This is a genomic window from Bradyrhizobium sp. USDA 376 (genome assembly GCF_054063675.1).
Genome location: NZ_JBSSGN010000001.1, coordinates 6,313,555 through 6,335,459 on the forward strand (window position 1 = coordinate 6,313,555; position 21,905 = coordinate 6,335,459).

Below are 21,905 nucleotides of genomic sequence, written 5' to 3' on the forward strand. Positions count from 1 at the left end.
CCTCTCTGTCTCAGGCGGCCTTCGCCGCGGCTGCCGGCCTGGGCGGCGGCGGCTTCAGCGGCTTGTCCTGCTTCTTCGACCACGAGATGTAATAGGCCACGGTCGTCATGATCGCGATGCCGGCGATGCTGACGAAGAGCTGCGCGAACAGCGAGCCCGAGCTCATCGACAGCTCGAAATGGCCGACGAAGGACAGGAACACGCCGACGCAGAACACCGCGAGCGACTGCTGGCCGCACACGATCAGCGGATCGAACACCTTCCATTCCAGGCCCGGCCATTCCTTCGGTACGAAGCGGATCACCAGGATCACGATCACCACGAAGTGGAGGAAGCGGTAGGGCGCAAGGTTGGTCTTGTCGTTGGGGTTGAAGGCCGAGAACAGCCATTCCGGGAACATGCCGCCGAAGGCGGGGAAGCGGCCGGCCATGGTCATGACCAGCGCGAATACGAGATAGGCAAGGCAGAGCCACAGCGTGATGGGCGAATTGATCAGCGTCATCGAGCGCCGGGCGCCGCCCATCGCACACCAGGCGCCGAACACGAACAGCACCTGCCAGGCATACGGGTTGAAGTACCACTGGCCGGCCGGATAGGCGGTCAGGTTGAGGCCGTAATGGCGCGCAGCGAGCCACAGCACGATCGACAGCGCCATGGTCAGGTCGGGCTTGCGCAGCATGAACCACAGCACCGGCGGAAACAGGCCCATCAGCACGATGTAGAGCGGCAGCACGTCGAGATTGAGTGGCTTGAAGCGGAGGAACAGGCCCTGGCGTAGCGTCTCGGTGGCGTTGTCGACGAGGCCGGCGACGTTGAACTCGTTGATCATCTCGGAATCGCCGAAGCGCAGCGCGAGATAGCTGATCGAGGCGATGTAGATCACGAACAGGATGATGTGGGCGACGTAGAGCTGCCAGACCCGCTTGGTGAGCCTGGTGGCGCCGACGATGAAGCCGCGCTCCAGCATCATCCGCGCATAGACGAAGGAGGCGGTGTAGCCGGAGATGAAAACGAACAGATCGGCGGCGTCGGAGAAGCCGTAATTGCGCGTCGTGATCCAGTTCACGACGTTGTCGGGGATGTGGTCGAGGAAGATCGCCCAGTTGGCGACGCCACGAAACAGGTCGAGCCTGAGGTCGCGGCCTTTCTCGGGGAGGGTTGCGCTGACGTTCAGGAAGGCCATGCGACGGAAGCTCTCGAAGGGGGCGGGCAGGCGGAGGTCGGGGAGGCAGTGCCGCCGGCCGGGATCCCGGCGCGGAGGACGGGTACGCAATTGTCACGGTGCAGCATAATGACTATACCGTCGTAAGGGGTGCCGGGGGCCGGAATCACCAATCAGTTTCCGATTGGTGTCTCTATACTATCCCTGAGGTTTCCACCAACTGCCACCCTGACGCATCGAAATCGAACGAAAAGACGAAAACGAGGCCCGGACCACCCATGACCGCACGCATTTTCAAGCCCGCCAAGAACGCGATGCAATCCGGCCGGTCCAAGACGAAGGAATGGCAGCTGGACTATGAGCCGGAGCAGCCGCGCTCGGTCGAGCCGCTGATGGGCTGGACCTCGTCGGGCGACATGAAGCAGCAGATCACCCTGCGCTTCCACAGCAAGGAAGAGGCGGTCGCCTATTGCGAGCGCAAGGGCATCGCCTACCAGGTCATCGAGCCCCAGGATTCGATCCGCCGGCCGGCCGCCTATGCGGATAATTTCTCGTTCCGGCGCGGCGAGCCCTGGACGCATTGAGGGGCGGCGCCCTCTATCGTCGCGTCATGCCCGGGCCTGTCCCGGGCATCTGCGTTTTTGGCGGCGTGGATGGCCGTGGGACGTTGACGAACGAATTCGGCCTGCATGGTTCGAGACGCCCGCTTTGGCGGGCTCCTCACCATGAGGGTCTGACACCTTGCCGCGAAGCGTGACCTCATCCTGAGGGCCCGCCGGAGGCGGGCGTCTCGAAGGATGGGCCGCAGGCAAGCTTCCCGCCACGCTTTTCCAGAGCCGGGGAAGCTAATGGTGGTTGGCATCAATTCCGCCGCGTGCTTCGCTGGCCGCCATGACACGACCATGACGAGGTGGGGGATGGCGGGGCGTGACCAGCTCGACGGCGTCGATCTGAGGATACTTTCCGAGCTGCAGCAGGACGGGCGGGTTCGCAACAACGAGCTGGCGCTGCGCGTCGGCGTGTCCGCGCCGAACTGCCTGCGGCGGCTGAAATCGCTGTTCAGCCGCGGTGTGATCCGGGCGGTACGCGCCGTGATCGACGAGCGGCTGCTCGGATACGAGGTGGTGTCGTTCGTCTCGATCCAGCTCGGCAGCCAGGCCCAGCCGGTGCTGGAGGCGTTCGAGAACTCGATTGCCGCCATCCCGCGCATCCAGCAGTGCTGGCGGATCTCGGGCGACACCGACTATCTGCTGAAATGCGTCGCGCCGAGCGTCGAGAGCATGCGCCAGCAGCTGCTGCATTTCGCCGCGATGCCTGACGTCAAGAACGTCCGCAGCTTTCCGGTGCTGGGCGTCGCCAAGGACGTGCCGCTGCCGTTGCAGGAGGCGGTGCCGGCAGGGTAGCGGATTCGAGCTCTATTTCATCGGTCAGCGATTTCGCAGAAGCCGAATTATAATACATGATCAACTCACCTAACTGTGACATGTGATTTGCGAAGTCCTGCAATGCGCTGAGACGTGATTGCCAGTCCCCGCGCGCCGCCTAGATGCAAGGTGTGAACCTCGGCCTGCGTCGTACGCCGAGGACGCTTTTGTGGGACCCTGAAGCAGGAAAAGACAACATGACATCGATCTCGAAGACGTTCGCGGCTTCCGCGGCGACGCTGTTTGCGTCTGCGTTTCTGGTTCTGACCGCGCCGGCTGCGCAGGCAGAAGACTACTGCATCACCAACGGCGCCCAGGCCGCTCATGGCTGCGGCTATCCGACGATGGAAGCCTGCCGGCAGGCGGCCGGCGGCATCGGCGGCTCGTGCTCGCAGGCCGGCGGCGCGAAGGCCACCAATGACGCGCTCGCCTTCCAGCCGAAGCAGGCGAAGCAGCCCAAGGTTCGCTCGGGCGCGCAGAACTAACGCCTGACATCGAGACCTGATCCAGGACATTGCGGCCTCCGGGAGCGATCTCGGGGGCCGTCAATTTATGACGAGCAGGTGACGGTGCGCCTCAACGATACCGCCCTCGAAACTCGCGCGGGGAGGCGCCGGTCCAGCTGCGGAAGGCCCGCGAAAAACTCTTCTCGTTGCGGAAGCCGGCGATCTCGGCGATCCGCTTGATCGGGATGCGGCCGCGCATCAGCTCCTGCTTTGCCAGTTCGAATTTTGCTTCTTCCTTGAGATCGCGCAGCGAGGTGGACTCCTCGCGCAGGCGGCGATGCATGGTGCGGGTGGAGAGCGCGAGCTCGCTCGCGACATCCTCGGCGCCGAGGCTGCGTCCGCGCGCATTGCGCAGCACGCGCCGCACGCGCTCGACCAGCAGCCGGTCGCGCCGATAGGGCAGCACGGTGAGCCGCAGCGCGCCCTTGAGCATGTTGTCGAGGTCGGCGGCGCTGCGGGTCAGCGGCAGCGAAAGATAGTGCTTGTCGAAGACGATGCGGGCATGGGCCGCGTCGAAGCGGACGTTTCTGCAAAAGATGGTCGGATAGACCGAGACGTGGCCCGGCTCCGGGTGGGGGAATTCGGCGGCGCGGAGCGCGATCCTGGAATCCACCGCCCAGCAGGAGAAGCCGAGCGCGTAGCGGAGCAGGGTGACCAGGCAGAATTCGCGCAAAGCTCCGAGGGCGCACTGCTCCCGGATCGACACGATTGCGGTCTCCTCGCCGATTTCGAGATCGAGCAGCACGTCCTCGGTGAGCAGGCGGTGATGCCGGCACCAGCGCTTGAGCGCGACCTCCAGCGTCGGCGCGGTGATCGAGGCGCGACACAGCATGCCGTAGGAGCCCCACGGCAGCCGGCGCGAGAACCAGCCGAGCGCCTCGTCATCGAGCTCGCGCATGGCGTGGCCGGCCAGGGCCTCGAACTGGGCGGCGGTGACCCGCCCATCCGGAGAATTGACCAGGTCCGGCGCAACCTGACCCCGGCTCAACGCCTCCGCGGGATCGCGGCCGTAGCGCTCGTAGGCTGCGACCACGCCGCGGACGAAGGCGGCGGGGGTGACGGCGCGGCGCGAGTTCGCGGTTGCGGCTTGAAAAGTCATCGGAACTCCCTCCGGAAAATCCTCGCCAAGTTTGGCGGAAAATGCAACCTTTTCGACCGGAGAAGGACCCGGACCTCGCTAGGTTTGGGCCCAAATTACGGAGGAATCGCCTTGAACATCCCGAGCATCGATTTCGATCTGGGCGAAGACATCGGCATGCTGCGCGACACGCTCCGCGCCTTCGTGGAGGCGGAGATCACCCCGCGCGCCGCCGAGATCGAGAAGGCCAATCTGTTCCCGGCAGACCTGTGGAAGCGCCTTGGCGACCTCGGCCTGCTCGGCATGACCGCGCCGGAGCAATATGGCGGCTCCAACATGGGCTATCTCGCCCATATCGTCGCCATGGAGGAGATTTCGCGCGGGTCCGCCGCTGTGGGGCTGTCCTACGGCGCCCATTCCAACCTCTGCGTCAACCAGATCCGCCGCAACGGCACTGACGCACAGCGCCAGCGCTATCTGCCCAAGCTGATCTCCGGCGAGCATGTCGGCGCGCTGGCGATGTCCGAGCCCGGCGCCGGCTCCGACGTCGTCTCGATGAAGCTGCGCGCAGACAAGCGCGGCGACCGCTACGTGCTCAACGGCTCCAAGATGTGGATCACCAATGGCGGCGATGCCGACGTGCTGGTGGTCTACGCCAAGACCGATCCGGAGGCGGGCCCACGCGGCATGACCGCCTTCCTGATCGAAAAGGGTTTTAAGGGCTTCACCCACGGCCAGCATCTCGACAAGCTCGGCATGCGCGGCTCCAACACCTATCCCTTGTTCTTCGACGAGTGCGAAGTGCCGGAGGAGAACGTGATGGGCAAGGTGGGCGAGGGCGTCAAGGTGCTGATGTCCGGCCTCGACTATGAGCGCGCGGTGCTCTCTGGCGGACCGCTGGGGATCATGGCGGCGTGCATGGACGCCGTCGTGCCTTACATGCACGAGCGCAAGCAGTTCGGCCAGCCGATCGGTGATTTCCAGCTGATGCAGGGCAAGCTCGCCGACATGTATGCGACCTGGCAGGCCACGCGGGCCTATGTTTATGCGGTCGGGCGCGCCTGCGACCGCGCCGATCACGCCCGCGGCTTGCGCAAGGATGCGGCCGCCGCGATCCTTTATTCCGCGGAGAAGGCGACGTGGATGGCGGGCGAGGCGATCCAGGCGCTTGGCGGGGTCGGCTATACATCCGAATTCCCGGTCGGCCGTCTCTGGCGCGACGCAAAACTCTACGAGATCGGTGCCGGCACATCCGAGGTGCGCCGCATGCTGATCGGCCGCGAGCTGATGGCCGAGACGGCTTAAATCCTTCACGCAATTGGAATTGCCGCGGAACTGGTCCAACCTGTCCGCGGCCCCTCATGAGATCACCAGCCACGCGGGACTGAAATGCCGCTCCATTCCAGCATCGATCCTTCTTCGTCGGACTTTGCGCGCAATTCCGAGGCCATGCGCAGCCTCGTCGCGGACTTGCGCGAAAAACTCAGCCAGGTCGCCGGCGGCGGCGGCGAGGTGTCGCGCAACCGCCACACGGCGCGCGGCAAGATGCTGGCGCGCGAGCGCGTCGACCTCCTGGTCGATCCCGGCACCTCGTTTCTGGAGCTGTCGCCGCTCGCGGCCTACGGCCTCTACGGCGGCGACGTGCATTCGGCGAGCGTCGTCACCGGGGTTGGGCGCATCTCGGGCCGCGAATGCGTGATCGTCGCCAATGACGCCACCATCAAGGGCGGCACCTACTACCCGATGACGGTGAAGAAGCATCTGCGCGCGCAGGACATCGCGCGGCAGAACAATCTGCCCTGCGTCTACATGGTGGATTCCGGCGGTGCCTTCCTGCCGCTGCAGGACGAGATATTCCCGGACGAGCGGCATTTCGGCCGCATCTTCTACAACCAGGCGCAGATGTCCTCACAGGGCATTCCGCAGATCGCGATCGTGATGGGCTCCTGCACCGCCGGCGGCGCCTATGTGCCGGCAATGTCGGACGAGAGCATCATCGTGCGCAACCAGGGCACCATCTTCCTGGGCGGCCCGCCGCTGGTAAAGGCCGCGACCGGCGAGGTCGTCAGCGCCGAGGAGCTCGGCGGCGCCGACGTGCATTCGCGGCAATCAGGCGTGACCGATCATTACGCGCAGAACGATGCCCATGCGATCGGCATCGCCCGGCGCATCGTCGGTACGCTGAAGCCGTCGGTGCGGCCGAACCTCAACATGCACAAGCCGCGCGATCCGCTGTTCGCGGCGGAGGAGATTTATGGCGTGGTGCCGGTCGATGGCCGCAAGCCATTCGACGTGCGCGACATCATCGCCCGCGTAGTGGATGGCTCCGAGTTCGACGAGTTCAAAAAACTCTACGGCACGACGCTGGTGTGCGGCTTCGCCCACATCTGGGGCTATCCGGTCGGCATCATCGCCAACAACGGCATCCTGTTCAGCGAAAGCTCGCTGAAGGGGGCGCATTTCATCGAGCTGTGCTGCCAGCGCGGCATTCCCCTGGTGTTTTTGCAAAACATCACCGGCTTCATGGTCGGCAAGAAGTATGAGGCCGGCGGCATCGCGCGCGACGGTGCAAAACTGGTGACGGCGGTTGCGACCGCCTCGGTGCCGAAATTCACCGTCGTGATCGGCGGCTCCTACGGCGCCGGCAACTACGGCATGTGCGGCCGCGCCTACTCGCCGCGCTTCCTCTGGATGTGGCCGAATGCGCGCATCTCGGTGATGGGCGGCGAGCAGGCTTCGATGGTGCTGAGCCAGGTCCGCCGCGACAATATCGAGGCCAAGGGCGATAGCTGGTCCAGGGAAGAGGAAGATAAATTCCGCGAGCCCATTCGCGCGCAATATGAGAGCCAGGGGCATCCGTACTACGCCACCGCGCGGCTGTGGGACGACGGCGTGATCGACCCCGCAGACACGCGCCTCGTGCTCGGCCTTGGCCTCTCGGCGGCGTCGAATGCGCCGATCGAGCCGACGAAATTCGGCCTGTTCAGGATGTGATGCGATGGACCGCTCAATGCTCTACCGGCGTTTTCGCACCCTCCTGATCGCCAACCGCGGCGAGATCGCCTGCCGCGTCATCCGCACCGCCCGCGCCATGGGCCTGCGCACGGTCGCGGTCTATTCCGAGGCCGATCGCGATGCGATGCATGTCGCGCTCGCCGATGAAGCCGTGCTCCTCGGGCCGGCACGTGCCCGCGACAGCTACCTCAATGTCGAGCGGCTGATCGACGCCGCGCGCAAGACCGGCGCGGAAGCGGTTCACCCCGGCTACGGCTTCCTGTCGGAGAATGCGGAATTCGCGCGGGCCTGCCTGGACGCCGGGCTGGTGTTCGTCGGCCCGAGCGCCGGGATGATGACGGCGATGGGCTCGAAATCCGGCTCGAAAGAGCTGATGGAGAAAGCCGGCGTGCCGCTGGTGCCCGGCTATCACGGCGAGGCCCAGGACGAGGCGACGCTTTCGAAGGCCGCCAACAAGATCGGCTTCCCCGTGCTGGTGAAGGCCTCAGCCGGCGGCGGCGGCCGCGGCATGCGCATCGTGCGCTCAGCGGCCGAGCTCGGGCCTGCGATCGTCAGCGCCAAGCGCGAAGCCCTGGCCGCGTTCGGCGACGACCGCATGCTGATCGAGAAATATGTCGACAATCCCAGGCACATCGAGGTGCAGGTGATCGGCGACAGCCACGGCAATCTCTTGTCGCTGTTCGAGCGCGAATGCACGTTGCAGCGCCGGCACCAGAAGGTGATCGAAGAGGCGCCGTCGCCGACGTTCAATGCTGCGCAGCGCGAGACGGTCTGCGCTGCCGCGCGCAAGGCGGCGGGCGCGGTCAGCTATGTCGGCGCCGGCACCATCGAGTTCGTCTCCGACGGCAAGGACGTGTTCTTCATCGAGATGAACACCCGCCTCCAGGTCGAGCATCCCGTGACCGAGCTGATCACGGGGATCGACCTCGTCGAATGGCAGCTGCGCGTCGCCTTTGGCGAGGCGCTGCCCTTGAAGCAGGACGAGATCCGCCTCAACGGCCATGCGATCGAGGCGCGCGTCTACGCCGAAAACCCGACCAAGAATTTCATGCCGTCGGTCGGGAAGATCTCGACCTGGCGCCTGCCGGCTGAGACCGGAGGCCTGCGCATCGACGCCGGCTATCGCGAGGGCGATACGGTCTCGCCTTACTACGATGCGATGCTGGCAAAGACGATTGCGTGGGCGCCGACGCGGGATGTTGCGATCGATCGCCTGAACCGCGGCCTGGAAGAGTCCGATGTCCGCGGCATCGTCACCAACATCCCGTTCCTGTCGGCGCTGATCACGCACCCGAAGGTGCGGACGAATGCGATCGACACCGGCTTCATCGAGCGCGAGCTGACGGTGCTGACGTCGGCGGCGCCGGCGCCCGGCGAGCTCGAGCTCTGCGCCGCCGTGGCGGCGATCGTCAACGAGGAGCGGCAAGCCGTGCAGGCCCAGGCGAGCTCGCCGTGGCAGACCTTTGGCTGGCAGCCGGTCGGCCGCCGCCAGCGCAGCTTTGCCTTCCGCGTCGGACATGGTCCGGAGCAGAAGATCACGCTGAACTATGGTAGCGGGCTGTCCACCCTGGTGATCGGCGAACGCGAGCTGGCGTTCACGATCGCGGCGAAGGAGGGCGGCTTCGATCTGACACTCGACGGCGTCAAATCGTCGGTCGCGGCGGTGATCGATGGCCATGAACTTTATCTGCGCACGCGCAATGGCCGGTTCGACCTGCACTGGGTCGATCCGTTCGGCGGCGAGAGCGAGGAGCATGTTGGCGAAGACAAGATCGCCGCGCCCCTGCCGGGGACCGTCGTCGCCGTGTTGGCCGAGGAGGGTGCAACGCTCGAGAAGGGCGCGCCGATCCTCACCCTGGAAGTGATGAAGATGGAGCAGACGCTACGCGCGCCCTATGCCGGCGTGCTGAAGTCGATCAGATGCAAGGTCGGCGACATCGTCCAGGAAGGCGTCGAGCTCGCCGTGGTCGAACCATCGGGAGAGTGAGATGAGCGATCCCGTCCGCATCATCGAGATGGGGCCGCGCGACGGCCTCCAGAACGAGAAGACGCCCGTCAGCGTCGAGGCCCGCATCGCCTTCATCGAGGCTCTGGTCGGGGCCGGCCTCGATACGGTCGAGGTCGGCGCTTTCGTCTCGCCCAAGGCGATTCCGCAAATGGCGAGTTCGGACGCCGTGCTACGCGGCATCAGCCATATCAAGGGCGCCGAGTTTCACGTGCTGGTGCCCAACGAGAAGGGCTATGACGCTGCGCGCGCCGCAGGTGCGAAAGTCGTTTCCGTGTTCGCGGCGGCTTCCGAAGGGTTTTCGCGCGCCAACATCAACTGCACAGTCGCGGAATCCATCGAGCGGTTCAAGCCGGTGCTGGCCCGCGCCAAGGCGGATGGTGTGCCTGTGCGCGGTTATATTTCCTGTGTGCTGGGCTGCCCGTTCGACGGCGAGATCAAGCCGAAGGCGGTGGCCGATCTCGCGAGCACGCTGTGGGACCTCGGCTGCTACGAGATCTCGCTCGGCGACACCATCGGCGTCGGCACGCCTGATAAGGCGAAGGAGATGCTGCGCGCGGTCAGCGCGAACATTCCCCCCGCCAAGCTCGCGATGCATTTCCACGACACCTACGGCCAGGCGCTCGCCAATCTCTATGCCGGCCTGGAGGAGGGCGTCCGCGTCATCGACGCCGCCGCCGGCGGCCTGGGCGGCTGTCCCTACGCGCCGGGCGCGACCGGAAACGTCGCGACCGAGGACGTCGTCTACATGCTCGAAGGCATGGGCATCGCGACTGGCGTCGACATGGAGAAGCTGCTGGCGGCGACGAACGCGATGAGCGGCGTGCTGGGCAAGCCGCCGGTGAGCCGCGTGGCATCCGCGCTGAACGCGAAGAAGAAGCGGGCGGCGACGTAAGCCCGCTTGCGGCGCATTCAGGTGCCGTAGGGTGGGCAAAGGCGCGAAGCGCCGTGCCCACCATCTTTCGCAATCATTGGCAGAAGGTGGGCACGCTTTCGCTTTGCCCACCCTACGAAACCTTCCTAAGCCGCCTTAAGCCCGACATCCGGCAGCTGCGGCCGGCTCTTGAGCGCCTTGACCATCATCGCCTCGACCTCGGCCTTCTCCTGTGGCAGCAGCGCCAGGCGCGGCGGGCGGGTCAGCGCGGTGCCGCGGCCCATGATGTGCTCGCACAGCTTGATGCACTGGACGAGGTCCGGGCGGGCATCGAGATGCAAGAGCGGCATGAACCACTCGTAGAGCGGCATGGCCTCGGCCAAGCGGCCGGCCTTGGCGAGGCGGAACAGCGTCTCGCCCTCACGCGGGAAGGCATTCGACATGCCGGAGACCCAGCCCACGGCGCCCATGGCGACGCTCTCGACGATGACGTCGTCGAGGCCCGCGAACAGCACGAAGCGGTCGCCGACCATGTTCCTGGTATCGATGAAGCGGCGCGTGTCGCCGGAGGAATCCTTGAAGCAGACCACGGTCTCGACGTCGGCGAGCGAGGCGAGGATATCCGGTGTGACGTCGTTCTTGTAGATCGGCGGATTGTTGTAGAGCATCACTGGCAGGTCGGTCGCGCTGGCGACGGCGCGGAAATGCGCGGCGGTCTCGTGCGGCTTGGACGAATAGACCAGCGCCGGCATCACCATCACGCCGTCGATGCCGACGCGCGCGGCTTCCTTCGCCGTCTCGACCGCAAACGCCGTGGTGAATTCGGCGATGCCGCACAGCACGGGCACGCGGCCGGCCGCGACCGACTTCGCCGTCTCCATGATCGCGACCTTCTCCTTGCGCTCCAGCGAGGTGTTCTCGCCGACCGAGCCGCAGACGATCAGGCCGGAGACGCCGTCGCGGATCAATCCGTCCATCACCTTGGCGGTCGCGTCGATATCGAGCGAGAGATCGTCGTGGAATTGGGTGGTGACGGCCGGGAAGACGCCTTCCCAGGAAACGCGGCGGCTCATGATTGGACTCCAAGTGAATTTGCCGGCGGGGGGCTGGGGCCGCCGGCTGTGGTGAAGAGGATGGCGGGTGGGATCAGAGCGTCGCGCCGACCTTGCGCAGCTCGGCGAGAACAGGTGCTTTGGGCAGCCAGATCTTGTCGAACTCGGCGATGACGGCCTCGGTGTCGCCGGCGGGGACCTGACGGATCGGGATCGGCGCGTTCTTGAAATTCTCGATCAAGGCGGGCTCGTTGCCGGCGAGCTCGTCGATCTGCGCGTCCAGCGTCGACTTGATCGTCTTGGTGATCAGCTCGCGGTCAGCTGCGGGAAGCGACTGCCAGACGCGGCCGGAGACGACTGCCGCCATCGGCATGAAGACCGCATTCATCTGCAGGATCACCTTCGACACCTTGTCGAAGCGCTGGTTCCAGGAGAATTCGAGATCGGCCTCGAGGCCGTCGACCTGACCGTTGGCCATGGCGTCGAACACCTGCGGCGTCGGGATCGGCGTCGGCGCAGCGCCGAGGGACGAATAGAAATCGCGATAGACCGGCGTCGGATTGATGCGCAGCTTCATGCCCTTGATGTCGGCGAGCGAATTCAGATCCTTGGACGAGAACACCGCACGCATGCCGGTGATGCCCCAGCCGAGGCCGATGGTACCGGTCTCCTGCGGCAGCACCTCGAACAGCTTCACCGCCGCCGGATGTCTCACGAATTTCGCCACCGCCGGCGTCGAGCGGACGATGTAGGGCGCATTGATCGCGGCGATGTGCGGCACGCGCGAGCCGAGCTCGGCGGCCTGAATGAAGCCTATGTCGAGCGCGCCGGACTGCAATTGCTGCATCATCGCGGGCTCGTTGCCGAGCTGGCCGGAGTGGAACACCGTCAGGGTCAGGCGGCCGTTGGTCGCGGTCTTGAGCTCGTCGCCGAATTTGATTGCGGCCTTGTTCCAGGAATGGCCGTTGGGCGTGATCAGGCCGAGGCGAAATTCCTTGGCCTGGGCGAGCGCCAGCGAAGGCGCAAACACCGATGCGGCGGCACTGGCGGCGAGAAAGCGGCGGCGTGAAAGCGGCATGGTCGGGCTTCCTTTTGTACGGGCCTATTTGACGAGGATCAGCGAGAGCGAGGGGTAGAGCGAGAGCAGCACCAGGAGGACGCAGGAGATGACGAAGAACGGCAGCGTCACCATGAACATCTTGCCGGGCTTGGCGCCGGTGACGGCGGCTGCGACGAAGAAGCAGAGCCCGACCGGCGGCGACAAGAGGCCGAGCACGAGGTTGATCACCACCACGACGCCGAAATGCCTGGGATCGATGTGATAGACGTCGGTTGCAACCGGCAGCAGGATCGGCACCGTCATGATCAGGCCGGGAATGCCGTCGATCACGGTGCCGATGATCAGGAGGATGACGTTGCAGATCAGCATGAAGCTGATCGGGTCCTTGGCGGCGGACTGGATCCAGCCGGCGGTTTCCTGCGGCACCTTGCCGAAGATCAGGACCCAGGAGAACACGGCCGCGGCTGCGACCAGGAACAGCACGATCGCCGAATAGATGCCACTGCGCAGCATCATCTGCGGCAGCTGCGAGAACTCGAATTCCTTGGTCCAGTATTTTCCGACCAGCGCAGCGGCCACGGCGCCGACAGCCGCGGATTCCGTGGCGTTGGCGAGGCCGCTCAGAATCGTGCCGACGATGACGATCGGGATCAGCAGCGTCGGCGAGGACCGTACGATCGTCATCAAACGCTGGCGCGGCGTCTGATAGTCGGCGCGGGGATAGTTGTACATGTATCCCATCAGCGCGATGACGACGCAGAACATCACGGTGAGGATGACGCCCGGCACGATGCCGGCGATCAGCATGTCGCTGACCGAGACCTGCGCCAGTACGCTGTAGACCACGAACATCACCGAGGGCGGGATGATCGGGCCGAGCATGCCGCCATAGGCGGTGAGGCCCGCTGCAAAGGTCTTGTCGTAGCCCTTCTTCTCCATCTCCGGCACCATGATCTGGGCCATGATCGCGACCTGCGCGGTCGCCGATCCCAGGATCGAAGAGATGAACATATTGGCGAGGATGTTGACGTAGGCGAGCCCGCCCTTGAGCGAGCCGACGAAGGCCATCGCCATGTCGACGATGCGCCGCGTGATGCCGCCGCCGTTCATGATCTCGCCGATCAGGATGAAGAGCGGAATGGCAATCAGGCCGTAGCTGTCGACGCCGCCGAACAGCTGCAGAGGGTAGGACTGGAACAGCACGGGATTGCCTGAGGCGGCGATGTAGACGAGGCCGGCAAGGCATAGGCAGAGGCCGATCGGCACGCCGACCAGCATGAACGCGACGAAGGCGGCCGACGTGATCATCAGTTGACCCCGTCGAGCTCGGAGAGCTGGAAGCCTTTCGGCGGCGTGCGCAGTACCAGCTCGAGATCTTCCAGGAGATTGGCGAGGCCGTGCACGGTCATCGACACCGCGAAGATCGGCAGCGTCAGATAGAGCACCCAGGTCGGCCAGTTCAGCGTCTGGGTGTGCTCGGTGTAGAGGAAGTTGAAGGTCTCGGCCGCGAGTTTGCGCCCGTCGAAGCCGGCGCGCGCAAGGCCAATCGGGTCCATCCAGAGCACGCAGGTGATGATCAGGGCGACGCCGAATACGACGACGAGGCCGGTCGAGATCACTTTTGCGATCTTCTGGTGCTGCGGCGAAAGCCGTTCCGTCAGCATCGTCACCGCAAAATCGAGCCGCAGCCGCGTCATCGCGGAAGCGCCGATGAAAGTCAGCCAGACCACGCAATAAACAGCGGATTCATCGATCCAGTAGATCGGGAAACGCGAGTAGCGGGTGACGACGTTCACCAGGATCAGGCCGGTGAGCAGGTACATCAGGCCCATCAGCGCCAGACGCTCGAAGGCGAGCAGGGCGCTCGACATCCGGACGATCGTACGTCGGAGGCTGAGCGCGCGCGTGGCCGGCATCGTCTGCTCGATCATGGAAGAGGCCCCAACCCCCGAAGATTTGTCGTGCGATTGCTAAATGTATAATTTATACATTTTGGGAGTCAAACGGAGATTGCGGTCAAATCGGCGGCAGGACGCGCTTTTGCTGGGCACCGGCTTTTGCGGGACACGTCAGCATGCAAGAGAGGGACCGCTTCGGCCGAACGAGTCGGAAAGCAAGACGGAAGGTCAGATGAAACAGCCTCTGAAGCATCGCACCCTGTCGGCTGCGATCGTCGATCAGCTCCGCCAGGCGATCCTCGACGGCACCTATCCGGCCGGATCGCAGCTGCGCCAGGATGCGCTTGGGGACGCCTACGGCGTCAGCCGCATCCCGGTGCGCGAGGCGCTGTTCCAGCTCGAGGCCGAAGGGCTGGTGCGGATCGTCCCGCAAAAAGGCGCCATCGTCTCCGAGCTGTCACTGGATGAGATCAACGACGTGTTTGATCTGCGGCGCATCCTGGAGCCGCGATTGCTGGCCCAGTCGGCGCCGCGTTTCACCGCGGAGGATTTCGAGGGGCTCGACGACATCCACAAGAGCTTTGAGAAGGCGATCAAGGCGCGCAATGTCAGCGAATGGGGTCAGCTCAACGCCGACTTCCACATGGCGCTCTACGTCCATGCCCCGCAGCCGCGCACCCGCGCAATCGTGCTGTCGCTGCTCCAGACCAGCGACCGCTACACGCGGCTGCAGCTCTCCAACACCAAGGCGATGGGCACCGCAGAGAAGGAACACGCCCAGCTGATCGCGCTCTGCCGCGCGCAGAAGGTTGATGAGGCCTGCCGGTTCCTGGAGCGGCACATCGAGGCCGTGCGGAAGGATCTGTTGCAGGTGGTGGCGAACGCGCCGAAGCAACGGCGGAAGGAGAGTTCGTAGGGTGGGCAAAGGCGCTCTTGCGCCGTGCCCACCATACCTTTCAACGTCGGCGAAAGATGGTGGGCACGCTACGCTTTGCCCACCCTACGGCAGCGGTGATTGTCGCTACCTGCTCCCGTCCGGCCCCATCACGAGATCCGGCAGCCAGGTCGATATCCCCGGCACGAAGCACAGCAGCAGCACCGCGAGCATCATCAAGAGCACGAAGGGCAGGGTGCCCCAGATCACCTCGCGCAGGGGAATATCCGGCGCGACGTTGCGGATGACAAAGATGTTGAGGCCAACGGGGGGATGGATCAGGCCCATCTCCATCACGATGGTCATGACCACGCCGAACCAGATGATGTCGAAATTGGCGGCGCGGAGCGGCGGCAGGATGATCGGCGCGGTCATCAGGATGATCGAGACCGGCGGCAGGAAGAAGCCGAGCACGACCACCATGACGAGGATCGCGAACAGCAGTTCCCAGCGGGGCAGGTGCATCGCGACGATCGATTCGGCGACCGATTGCGAGATGTGCAGATAGCTCATCACGTAGGAATAGAGCAGCGACATGCCGATGATCATCATCAGCATGGTCGATTCCCGGATCGTCGACTTCATGATGGGGGCGAGGTCGCTCGGCCGCCACACGCTGTAGATCGCCGCGATCAGCGCCAGTGCGAGCAGGCCGCCGAGGCCGGCGGTTTCCGACGGCGTGGCGTAGCCGCCATAGAGCGCGATCATGACGCCGGTGAGCAGCAGCACGAACGGGATCACCCGCGGCAGCACGCTGAAGCGTTCGGCCAGCGTGTACTCGTCGCGGGCGAGGATCGCAGCCTCAGGTCCGCCGTTCTTGTAGATCGCTTCGGCCGCCGCGTATTCCCGGCGGAAGCGGATCACGGCGTAGGCGCCGAACAGCGTGACCAGCAGCAGGCCGGGCCCGATGCCGGCGAGGAACAGCCGCCCCAGCGATTTTTCCGCCGCGACCGCGAACAGGATCATGGTGATCGACGGCGGCAGCAGGATGCCGAGCGTGCCGCCGGCGGCGATGATCCCTGCAGCAAAACCGCCGGAATAGCCGCGCTTGCGCATCTCGGGGATGCCGGCCGAGCCGATCGCCGAGCAGGTCGCCGGGCTCGAGCCTGCCATCGCCGCAAACAGCGCGCAGGCAAAGACGTTGGCAACGCCTAGGCCGCCGGGAACGCGATGCAGCCAGGCATGCAGCGCCAGATAGAGATCCTGGCCGGCCCGAGACTTGCCGATCGCCGCGCCCTTCAGGATGAAGAGCGGGATCGACAGCAGCGTGATCGAGGCCATTTCCTCGTAGACGTTCTGCGTCACCGTATCGAGGGACGCCGCGGGCATGTAGATGCCCATGAACACGACCGCGACCGCGCCCAGCGCGAACGCAATCGGCATGCCCGAAAACATCACCAGCAGCGTCGCGATGCCGTAGGCGAGTCCGATCCCGAAAACGCTCATGTCCGCTTGGCTCCAGTGAAGGGCAGCGCAAGCTGCACGAGGATTTGCACGCAGAGCAGACTCATGCCGAGCGCCATCAGCGAATAGGGAATGGCAAGCGGAGGCGACCACATCGAGTTCGAGACCTGGCCGTCGACATAGGCTTCATGAGCCAGCGTCCAGGACTTCCAGGTGAAGAAGGCGCAGAACAGGAGCGTCGCGGCGTCGATCAGCCAGAGGCGAATCCTGTTCGCGAGCGGCGAGAGCAGGCCGACAAAGGCCTCGATGCCGATGTGACCGCGGTTCTGCTGCACATAGGCGGCCGTCATGAAGGTGGCGCCGACCAGCAGGAACACGGCAGCCTCGTCCTGCCAGTAATTGGCCGCCTTGAACAGCGCGCGGCTGAGCACGCTGTAGCTCAGGATGGCGCAGGCTGCGACCAGCGCGACCGCGGCGAACACGACGATGATGCTGTTGAGGATGGCGAGACCGCGATCGATCGCCGCCGCAGGGCCGGACCCTGCAGCAGCGCTCGTCCGGTCGTCACGATCCGGAAGCGGACCGTGGCTCATGCCGCAACGTCAGTGGCGAGCTTGAGCAGGTTGGCCGAGGTCGCAGTCTTGGCGCTGTAATCCTTCCACGCGGTGTCGCGGGCGATGTCGCGCCACTTGCCGACGGTCGCGGCATCCAGCATCGAGACCTTGGCACCGGCCTTCTCGTAGACCTTGGCGACCTCGACGTCGTCGTCCTGCGCGCCCTTGCGGCCGAAGGCTTCGAGCTCCTGGCCCACGGCGAGCAGGACGTCCTGCTGGTTCTTCGGCAGCTTGTCGAAGATCGCCTTCGACATCATCAAGGGCTCGAGCATGAACCAATACGAGGCGCCTGCGCCCGATGTCAGCGACTTCGCGACCTCTTCGAGGCGGAACGAGATCAGGCTGGTGGAGGAGGTGATGCCGGCATCGCACGCGCCGGTCTGCATGGCCGCGTAGATTTCGTTCGAGGGCACCGAGAGCACGGAGGCGCCGGCGGTCTGCAGCACCATGTCCATCTCGCGCGAGCCGCCGCGCACCTTCATGCCCTTGGCATCTTCAGGGGCGACGATCGGCTTGGAGCGGCTGGCGACGCCGCCGGCCTGCCAGACCCAGGTGAGCAGGATGATGCCCTTGTCGGCGAGGAAGTCGGTCAGCGCCTTGCCGACCGGCTCCTTCTTCCAGCGCAGGCCCTGGTCGTAGGTGGTGACGAGGCCCGGCATCAGGCCGATATTGGTCTCGGGCAGCTCGCCGCCGGCGTAGGGCATCGGATAGAGCGAGATGTCGAGCGCGCCCTTGCGCATCGCGGAGAACTGCGCGTTGGTCTTGATCAGCGAGGAGTTCGGATAGATCTCGGCGGCGATGTCGCCGTTGCTGCGCTTGGCAACTTCGGCGGCGAACATGCGGCACAGACGGTCGCGGAAGTCGCCCTTGTCGATGGTGCCGCCCGGGAACTGATGCGAGATCTTCAGCGTGGTGGCGGCATGCGCGGTCCCGGTACCGAAGCGCAAGATGGCGGGTGCAGCGACGGCGGTCGCGATCAGATGGCGGCGCGTAATCATGGTGTGATCCCCTTGATCGTTTCTTTGGACTGTTCTTGTTGGTGTGATTTGGGTCGGGTCTTGTCAGACCGGCTTCGGGCCCATCCTAGCCGGTCTTTGAAGCGATGTTCTCTCATCTGATAGTTCGAGACCGAATGCCGCGGCAAGTGCCGGTCGTGCTGCGCTGCACACTTGCCTAGCCCTCCTCCGAATGGAGGTCGGACATCGCGGACGTGATTGCGGCGAATGCGCGGAAGCCTGGAGAAATTTATCGGCGAGGCCGTAACAAGTCCGCACCTCGATCCGTCGAGATCAACTAGCGGCGTCCGTCGCTGACAACACAATCTCGAAGGGAAGATGATCCATGACCATTCGTACCCGTATCGCACTCGGCGTCTCGGCTGCCGCTCTCTCGCTTGGCCTCGCGCTGTCGCCGGCCGCCTTTGCCCAGGACAAGATGGGCAAGGACGACGGCATGATGAAGAAGGACACGATGTCCAAAGACGGCATGAAGAAGGATGCCATGTCCAAGGACGACGGCATGAAGAAGGACCACATGTCCAAGGACGGGATGAAGAAAGACGACGGGATGATGAAGAAGAACTGATCTTCGGCCGTCGTCGCAGCGCTTGCGCAAAGGCAGACGTGCGCGCTCGAAAGTCCGGGGCGGTCACGTGGACCGCCCCGAAAAGTGATGTCTCAGTTCAAATTCAAATGAACGTGAGCTGCGAAGGTTACTTGCGCTTGGCCTTGCGGGCCGCGTAGCGCGCGTCGCGCTTGGCCTTCTGCTCGGCTTCGAGTTCGGCCTGTCTGGCGATCGCTTCCTCGGCCTCGCGGGCGACGCGCGCGGCTTCCGCCGCTGCGGCTTCCTCCGCGAGGCGCTTCTGCTCGGCCTTCTCCGCCTCGCGCGTAGCCTTTGCCTCGGCGCGCTTGGCCGCGAGGGCTTCGCGCTCGGCGCGACGTGCCGCGACCGCGGGATCGTCGTGCCCCGGCTGCGACTTGAACTTGTTCAAAAGATTTTTGCGGGCGTCCTGCGCCGCCTTTTGCCGGTCTGCAAAGCCGGGTTCCCTGAATCCACTCATCGACGAGCCTTGTCTTCCTCGCTTTCAATCCTACATGACTGCCTGTTGGTACGTCGGCTGGGCATAGCAGGCGCCACGCGACGCAGAAGCGTGTACATCGGCGCGCGTCGCGAAGCCACCCATAATCGCAGCCGATCAGGTAGACGAAAAATCGCTCCCCCGACGATCTCTCGTAGCCCCGAAAAACTGCCGAATTGTGATGTCCCTCATAGTGGGCGTCCTGACGCAACGCTTAGCGTCCGCCCCAATTCGAGACGGAGCACGGGCATGACCATCTTCCGGCTGAGCCTCAAGGCGCTCGCGCTCATCCTCGTGGTGGCGGTGCTGGCGGGTGCCGCACTGCTGTTTGCCCGTCCGCAACCGATCGAGAACACCGTCCTGGGCGCCGATTGGGAGTGCAGCCAGACCGCCTTCGTGCTCACGACCTGCGCACCGCGGGCACGCGAGGCGATCCCGGCTGTCGAAACCTCGCGCAAGGATGCGATCCGCCAGACCCGGGGCTGAACCGGAAGGGCCGGCCGGGATGTGACGCCACGCCGCAGAGGTGATAAAGCCGGTTCACCCGTGCGATCAGGTTGTCATGTCTAGCCCTGCGTCCAAGCCCGAACCGGGCGAGAAGCCCAAGTCTCCGCCAAGACCTCAACCCGGCGACAACCGCCGCGGCGCCATCGCCGGCCTGATCATCGCGCTTCTGATCCTCGGAATCGGCTGGTGGCTCGCCCGCGATCTCACCTCGGCCAGCAAGATGCAGGACTGCCTGATGTCGGGGCGGAGCAATTGCAACGTCATCGAGCCGGCCCGCTAGCGGCGTTCCGGGGACAAGTTGCAGGCCCGTCGGGCCGAAAAATTGCCGTGATCTTAATCATTTGTAACGGGACTTAGCCGATCAAGCAGGTCAGTTATGTCAGCCGGCATCAACCCGGCGCGAGGCGAATCGTCTATCGCGCGAGGGACCACGGCAAGCGAGAAAGTAGGGGGTCAAGCACGCATGAGTGCGTCCAGCCAAATGAAGATCGTCATTCCCTTGATTTCGGCCATGTCATTGCTCGCGCTCTCGGCGCAGGCGCAGGACAGGCCGAGGGACGCCGGCCAGTTGCCGGACCGGCCCGCCGCCGGCGCGCCGCCCCAGACCAATCAGAACATGCGCAAGGGCCCTCCGCCGCAGCAGGCGGCCCGGCCCGCGCAACAGCCCGGTGGCCAGCCGCACGCTGGCGGCCCCGGTCCCGGCCCGCACAATGCCGGCGGCCCGCCGCCCGGCCGAAACTATGCGCGTGGCCCCGCGCCGGAGCGCGACTGGGGCGGACACGCCTATCGCGGCAATCGCGCCTGGGATGGCGGGCGTTGGCGCCACGAGGTCCGCAACGGCCGCTCCGGCTGGTGGTGGGACGTCGGCGGCGTCTGGTATTATTATCCGCAGCGGATGGCCGGTCCGCCCGCCTACATCTCGGATGACTATTACGACGACGTGCCGGTGGCCTATGCCCCGGCGCCGCCTCCGGTCGCCTACGAACCGCCACCTCCGCCGCCGCCGGCCGATCCCGGCGCAAGCGCGCTGGGCGGTGCCATTGTCGGCGGCGTGCTCGGCGGCCTGATCTCGGGCAATGCAACGGGGGCCGCCGCTGGTGCGGTTCTCGGCGGCGCCACGGGCGCGATTGCCGGCGCAACGGCAGCCTCGCGCCCCGGCTACTATTTCGCCCAGGGCAATTGCTACTACCGCTATCCGAACGGCCAGTATGTGCAGGCCGATCCGCGCGCGTGCTACTGAGCTCCTGCGCAGGATCTGAAACCGAAGAGGCGGGCGAAAGGCCCGCCTTTTTTGTTGTCGTGCCGGGCGATCCAGTTGCGCGAGGGTAAGGGCTGATCGCCTCGCGCGTCAGGCTACCAGCCAGTTGAAGAATGCCATCGCGCCCCAGACCAGGCCTGCGATCCAGGCCAGCATCACGAGACCGATCGTCGCAAGACACGCGATGCCGAACAGGTCGGACCGCTGTCGTTGTGTCGGGACCCTGGCTTCGGCGGTTGCTTCCTGTGTCATGACGGGAAAGACCTCCCACGCCGTCTCGCGCTCCCTTGGAAGCGCTGAGGTGTTGTTTAGCGCGAGAGGCCGCGCGCAGGCTGTGACGCAATTCACAGATCGCTCGGAATCAAGCCGGGCCTCCGTTCACCTGCGACCAGGACGGGTCTTAAACCGCGAGTGCAAGTTCCCTGGCGCCACAATCAAAGCGTGTTTGAATCGCTCACAACAACGTCGGTCCTCCGCAATCATACGGACGAAATTGCCACGCACTTGTCCAGATCGGGCGGCTACAATTGGCGTCATGTGCAACAAGTACGACCCGCAGCACGAAGCCGAGGCCGCAATGAAGCGCGCCGCAGCGGCCGAAGGCGCCGATCGGCAACGACTGATCGAGCTCGCCATCGCCTGGCATCAGCTTGCCCGCGAGCGGCGCGACGATGAGCCGACGGAGTAGCGGCCTCCTCTCGCGGTCGGCCACCTCGCGCCTTGTTGCGGCCCGTGCTCGTGACCGAGGGCGCGCGAGCGATCAGCGCTACGCGCAATTCCATATTAACATTTGCGCAGCGTTGATTTTCGCGATCGCGATTCGTGCTTTGCGAACGAAGCGGAGTCGGATCGTGAACAAACAAAACTGCCCCGAAGGGGCCTCGTGTTATCAAGCAGCTTCCGTCTCCGGAACGGCGTCGGCATTGACCGAAAGCTTGACGGTATCGCCCTCGACCGCGCCGAGATATTTCGTATCGATGTAGTGATTGGTTCCTTGTGACGCAGCGCGACAGTTTGGACCCCAAACGCGCGCCGGA

Annotated in this window: 23 protein-coding genes; 12 read left to right on the forward strand and 11 right to left on the reverse strand. The window is 64.9% G+C overall.

All coding sequences use genetic code 11. From position 1 onward, the window contains the following. Positions 1-10 precede the first annotated feature (10 nt). Entirely contained in the window at positions 11-1,183 is a 1,173-nt protein-coding gene (locus ACVJ19_RS29340; protein WP_453952666.1) for an OpgC domain-containing protein, read from the reverse strand. Positions 1,184-1,440: 257 nt separating this feature from the next. Between ACVJ19_RS29340 and ACVJ19_RS29345 the strand changes: the two genes are divergently transcribed. From ACVJ19_RS29345 to ACVJ19_RS29355, 3 genes are all read left to right on the forward strand, one after another. Beyond that, positions 1,441-1,746: an ETC complex I subunit gene (locus tag ACVJ19_RS29345; protein WP_254119249.1), complete on the forward strand. Its 306-nt coding sequence runs from the start codon at positions 1,441-1,443 to the stop codon at positions 1,744-1,746. Between the two features lie 333 nt (positions 1,747-2,079). Next, positions 2,080-2,565, forward strand: a complete 486-nt coding sequence (locus tag ACVJ19_RS29350; protein WP_456739462.1) for an Lrp/AsnC family transcriptional regulator — start codon at positions 2,080-2,082, stop codon at positions 2,563-2,565. A gap of 218 nt (positions 2,566-2,783) precedes the next feature. After that, a complete protein-coding gene (locus tag ACVJ19_RS29355) occupies positions 2,784-3,071 on the forward strand; it encodes a DUF3551 domain-containing protein (protein WP_453952667.1) in 288 nt (95 codons plus the stop codon). A gap of 91 nt (positions 3,072-3,162) precedes the next feature. On the opposite strand, the gene ACVJ19_RS29360 is transcribed toward ACVJ19_RS29355, so the two are convergent. Continuing rightward, entirely contained in the window at positions 3,163-4,191 is a 1,029-nt protein-coding gene (locus tag ACVJ19_RS29360; protein ID WP_453952668.1) for an AraC family transcriptional regulator, read from the reverse strand. Positions 4,192-4,302: 111 nt separating this feature from the next. Here ACVJ19_RS29360 and ACVJ19_RS29365 point away from each other — a divergent pair, with 111 nt between their 5' ends. From ACVJ19_RS29365 to ACVJ19_RS29380, 4 genes are all read left to right on the forward strand, one after another. Beyond that, on the forward strand, positions 4,303-5,475 hold the full coding sequence (locus ACVJ19_RS29365) for an isovaleryl-CoA dehydrogenase (protein ID WP_453952669.1): 1,173 nt from the start codon (positions 4,303-4,305) through the stop codon (positions 5,473-5,475). Positions 5,476-5,559: 84 nt separating this feature from the next. Then, positions 5,560-7,164: a carboxyl transferase domain-containing protein gene (locus ACVJ19_RS29370; RefSeq protein ID WP_453952670.1), complete on the forward strand. Its 1,605-nt coding sequence runs from the start codon at positions 5,560-5,562 to the stop codon at positions 7,162-7,164. A 4-nt stretch (positions 7,165-7,168) separates the two neighbouring features. Beyond that, positions 7,169-9,172 carry an acetyl/propionyl/methylcrotonyl-CoA carboxylase subunit alpha gene (locus ACVJ19_RS29375; RefSeq protein WP_453952671.1) on the forward strand — a complete coding sequence of 668 codons (2,004 nt, stop codon included), beginning with the start codon at positions 7,169-7,171 and terminating at the stop codon, positions 9,170-9,172. Between the two features lies 1 nt (position 9,173). After that, on the forward strand, positions 9,174-10,085 hold the full coding sequence (locus ACVJ19_RS29380) for a hydroxymethylglutaryl-CoA lyase (RefSeq protein WP_453952672.1): 912 nt from the start codon (positions 9,174-9,176) through the stop codon (positions 10,083-10,085). A gap of 125 nt (positions 10,086-10,210) precedes the next feature. Here ACVJ19_RS29380 and ACVJ19_RS29385 read toward each other — a convergent pair whose 3' ends face one another. From ACVJ19_RS29385 to ACVJ19_RS29400, 4 genes are all read right to left on the reverse strand, one after another. Then, positions 10,211-11,137, reverse strand: a complete 927-nt coding sequence (locus tag ACVJ19_RS29385) for a dihydrodipicolinate synthase family protein (protein ID WP_453952673.1) — start codon at positions 11,135-11,137, stop codon at positions 10,211-10,213. A 73-nt stretch (positions 11,138-11,210) separates the two neighbouring features. Continuing rightward, on the reverse strand, positions 11,211-12,194 hold the full coding sequence (locus ACVJ19_RS29390) for a TRAP transporter substrate-binding protein (protein WP_453952674.1): 984 nt from the start codon (positions 12,192-12,194) through the stop codon (positions 11,211-11,213). Positions 12,195-12,218: 24 nt separating this feature from the next. Further along, on the reverse strand, positions 12,219-13,484 hold the full coding sequence (locus ACVJ19_RS29395; protein ID WP_453952675.1) for a TRAP transporter large permease: 1,266 nt from the start codon (positions 13,482-13,484) through the stop codon (positions 12,219-12,221). Continuing rightward, entirely contained in the window at positions 13,484-14,092 is a 609-nt protein-coding gene (locus ACVJ19_RS29400) for a TRAP transporter small permease (RefSeq protein WP_453955233.1), read from the reverse strand. Before ACVJ19_RS29400 ends, ACVJ19_RS29395 begins: the two co-directional genes overlap by 1 nt. A 214-nt stretch (positions 14,093-14,306) precedes the next feature. Between ACVJ19_RS29400 and ACVJ19_RS29405 the strand changes: the two genes are divergently transcribed. Next, a complete protein-coding gene (locus ACVJ19_RS29405) occupies positions 14,307-14,990 on the forward strand; it encodes a GntR family transcriptional regulator (protein ID WP_453952676.1) in 684 nt (227 codons plus the stop codon). A 105-nt stretch (positions 14,991-15,095) separates the two neighbouring features. Here the strand turns inward: ACVJ19_RS29405 and ACVJ19_RS29410 are convergent, their stop codons facing one another. The 3 genes from ACVJ19_RS29410 to ACVJ19_RS29420 are packed head-to-tail and all read right to left on the reverse strand — an operon-like array spanning position 15,096 to position 18,024. Then, positions 15,096-16,454 (reverse strand): TRAP transporter large permease, encoded by a 1,359-nt coding sequence (locus ACVJ19_RS29410; protein WP_453952677.1) that lies wholly within the window; start codon positions 16,452-16,454, stop codon positions 15,096-15,098. Beyond that, positions 16,451-17,005 carry a TRAP transporter small permease gene (locus ACVJ19_RS29415; protein WP_453952678.1) on the reverse strand — a complete coding sequence of 185 codons (555 nt, stop codon included), beginning with the start codon at positions 17,003-17,005 and terminating at the stop codon, positions 16,451-16,453. The genes ACVJ19_RS29410 and ACVJ19_RS29415 overlap by 4 nt, the downstream gene beginning before the upstream one ends. Then, positions 17,002-18,024 carry a TRAP transporter substrate-binding protein gene (locus ACVJ19_RS29420; protein WP_453952679.1) on the reverse strand — a complete coding sequence of 341 codons (1,023 nt, stop codon included), beginning with the start codon at positions 18,022-18,024 and terminating at the stop codon, positions 17,002-17,004. The genes ACVJ19_RS29415 and ACVJ19_RS29420 overlap by 4 nt, the downstream gene beginning before the upstream one ends. 343 nt (positions 18,025-18,367) lie before the next feature. On the opposite strand from ACVJ19_RS29420, the gene ACVJ19_RS29425 reads away from it, so the two are divergent. Then, positions 18,368-18,610: a pentapeptide MXKDX repeat protein gene (locus ACVJ19_RS29425; RefSeq protein WP_453952680.1), complete on the forward strand. Its 243-nt coding sequence runs from the start codon at positions 18,368-18,370 to the stop codon at positions 18,608-18,610. 127 nt (positions 18,611-18,737) lie between these two features. Here ACVJ19_RS29425 and ACVJ19_RS29430 read toward each other — a convergent pair whose 3' ends face one another. Then, positions 18,738-19,085 carry a DUF6481 family protein gene (locus ACVJ19_RS29430; RefSeq protein WP_453952681.1) on the reverse strand — a complete coding sequence of 116 codons (348 nt, stop codon included), beginning with the start codon at positions 19,083-19,085 and terminating at the stop codon, positions 18,738-18,740. A 267-nt stretch (positions 19,086-19,352) separates the two neighbouring features. On the opposite strand from ACVJ19_RS29430, the gene ACVJ19_RS29435 reads away from it, so the two are divergent. The 3 genes from ACVJ19_RS29435 to ACVJ19_RS29445 all read left to right on the forward strand — a co-directional run bounded on the left by ACVJ19_RS29435 (position 19,353) and on the right by ACVJ19_RS29445 (position 20,850). Next, positions 19,353-19,589, forward strand: a complete 237-nt coding sequence (locus ACVJ19_RS29435; RefSeq protein ID WP_018641833.1) for a hypothetical protein — start codon at positions 19,353-19,355, stop codon at positions 19,587-19,589. Between the two features lie 76 nt (positions 19,590-19,665). Then, a complete protein-coding gene (locus ACVJ19_RS29440; RefSeq protein ID WP_211406365.1) occupies positions 19,666-19,890 on the forward strand; it encodes a hypothetical protein in 225 nt (74 codons plus the stop codon). 183 nt (positions 19,891-20,073) lie between these two features. After that, a complete protein-coding gene (locus ACVJ19_RS29445) occupies positions 20,074-20,850 on the forward strand; it encodes a hypothetical protein (protein ID WP_453952682.1) in 777 nt (258 codons plus the stop codon). 108 nt (positions 20,851-20,958) lie between these two features. Here ACVJ19_RS29445 and ACVJ19_RS29450 read toward each other — a convergent pair whose 3' ends face one another. Continuing rightward, positions 20,959-21,120 (reverse strand): hypothetical protein, encoded by a 162-nt coding sequence (locus ACVJ19_RS29450; protein WP_453952683.1) that lies wholly within the window; start codon positions 21,118-21,120, stop codon positions 20,959-20,961. Positions 21,121-21,905: the final 785 nt, after the last annotated feature.

Bases quoted from the DNA above. Each gene is read 5' to 3' on its own strand.
- ACVJ19_RS29340 (WP_453952666.1), bottom strand. From the start codon at position 1,183: ATGGCCTTCCTGAACGTCAGCGCAACCCTCCCCGAGAAAGGCCGCGAC.
- ACVJ19_RS29345 (WP_254119249.1), top strand. From the start codon at position 1,441: ATGACCGCACGCATTTTCAAGCCCGCCAAGAACGCGATGCAATCCGGC.
- ACVJ19_RS29350 (WP_456739462.1), top strand. From the start codon at position 2,080: ATGGCGGGGCGTGACCAGCTCGACGGCGTCGATCTGAGGATACTTTCC.
- ACVJ19_RS29355 (WP_453952667.1), top strand. From the start codon at position 2,784: ATGACATCGATCTCGAAGACGTTCGCGGCTTCCGCGGCGACGCTGTTT.
- ACVJ19_RS29360 (WP_453952668.1), bottom strand. From the start codon at position 4,191: ATGACTTTTCAAGCCGCAACCGCGAACTCGCGCCGCGCCGTCACCCCC.
- ACVJ19_RS29370 (WP_453952670.1), top strand. From the start codon at position 5,560: ATGCCGCTCCATTCCAGCATCGATCCTTCTTCGTCGGACTTTGCGCGC.
- ACVJ19_RS29375 (WP_453952671.1), top strand. From the start codon at position 7,169: ATGGACCGCTCAATGCTCTACCGGCGTTTTCGCACCCTCCTGATCGCC.
- ACVJ19_RS29380 (WP_453952672.1), top strand. From the start codon at position 9,174: ATGAGCGATCCCGTCCGCATCATCGAGATGGGGCCGCGCGACGGCCTC.
- ACVJ19_RS29385 (WP_453952673.1), bottom strand. From the start codon at position 11,137: ATGAGCCGCCGCGTTTCCTGGGAAGGCGTCTTCCCGGCCGTCACCACC.
- ACVJ19_RS29390 (WP_453952674.1), bottom strand. From the start codon at position 12,194: ATGCCGCTTTCACGCCGCCGCTTTCTCGCCGCCAGTGCCGCCGCATCG.
- ACVJ19_RS29395 (WP_453952675.1), bottom strand. From the start codon at position 13,484: ATGATCACGTCGGCCGCCTTCGTCGCGTTCATGCTGGTCGGCGTGCCG.
- ACVJ19_RS29400 (WP_453955233.1), bottom strand. From the start codon at position 14,092: ATGCCGGCCACGCGCGCGCTCAGCCTCCGACGTACGATCGTCCGGATG.
- ACVJ19_RS29405 (WP_453952676.1), top strand. From the start codon at position 14,307: ATGAAACAGCCTCTGAAGCATCGCACCCTGTCGGCTGCGATCGTCGAT.
- ACVJ19_RS29410 (WP_453952677.1), bottom strand. From the start codon at position 16,454: ATGAGCGTTTTCGGGATCGGACTCGCCTACGGCATCGCGACGCTGCTG.
- ACVJ19_RS29415 (WP_453952678.1), bottom strand. From the start codon at position 17,005: ATGAGCCACGGTCCGCTTCCGGATCGTGACGACCGGACGAGCGCTGCT.
- ACVJ19_RS29420 (WP_453952679.1), bottom strand. From the start codon at position 18,024: ATGATTACGCGCCGCCATCTGATCGCGACCGCCGTCGCTGCACCCGCC.
- ACVJ19_RS29425 (WP_453952680.1), top strand. From the start codon at position 18,368: ATGACCATTCGTACCCGTATCGCACTCGGCGTCTCGGCTGCCGCTCTC.
- ACVJ19_RS29430 (WP_453952681.1), bottom strand. From the start codon at position 19,085: ATGAGTGGATTCAGGGAACCCGGCTTTGCAGACCGGCAAAAGGCGGCG.
- ACVJ19_RS29435 (WP_018641833.1), top strand. From the start codon at position 19,353: ATGACCATCTTCCGGCTGAGCCTCAAGGCGCTCGCGCTCATCCTCGTG.
- ACVJ19_RS29440 (WP_211406365.1), top strand. From the start codon at position 19,666: ATGTCTAGCCCTGCGTCCAAGCCCGAACCGGGCGAGAAGCCCAAGTCT.
- ACVJ19_RS29445 (WP_453952682.1), top strand. From the start codon at position 20,074: ATGAGTGCGTCCAGCCAAATGAAGATCGTCATTCCCTTGATTTCGGCC.
- ACVJ19_RS29450 (WP_453952683.1), bottom strand. From the start codon at position 21,120: ATGACACAGGAAGCAACCGCCGAAGCCAGGGTCCCGACACAACGACAG.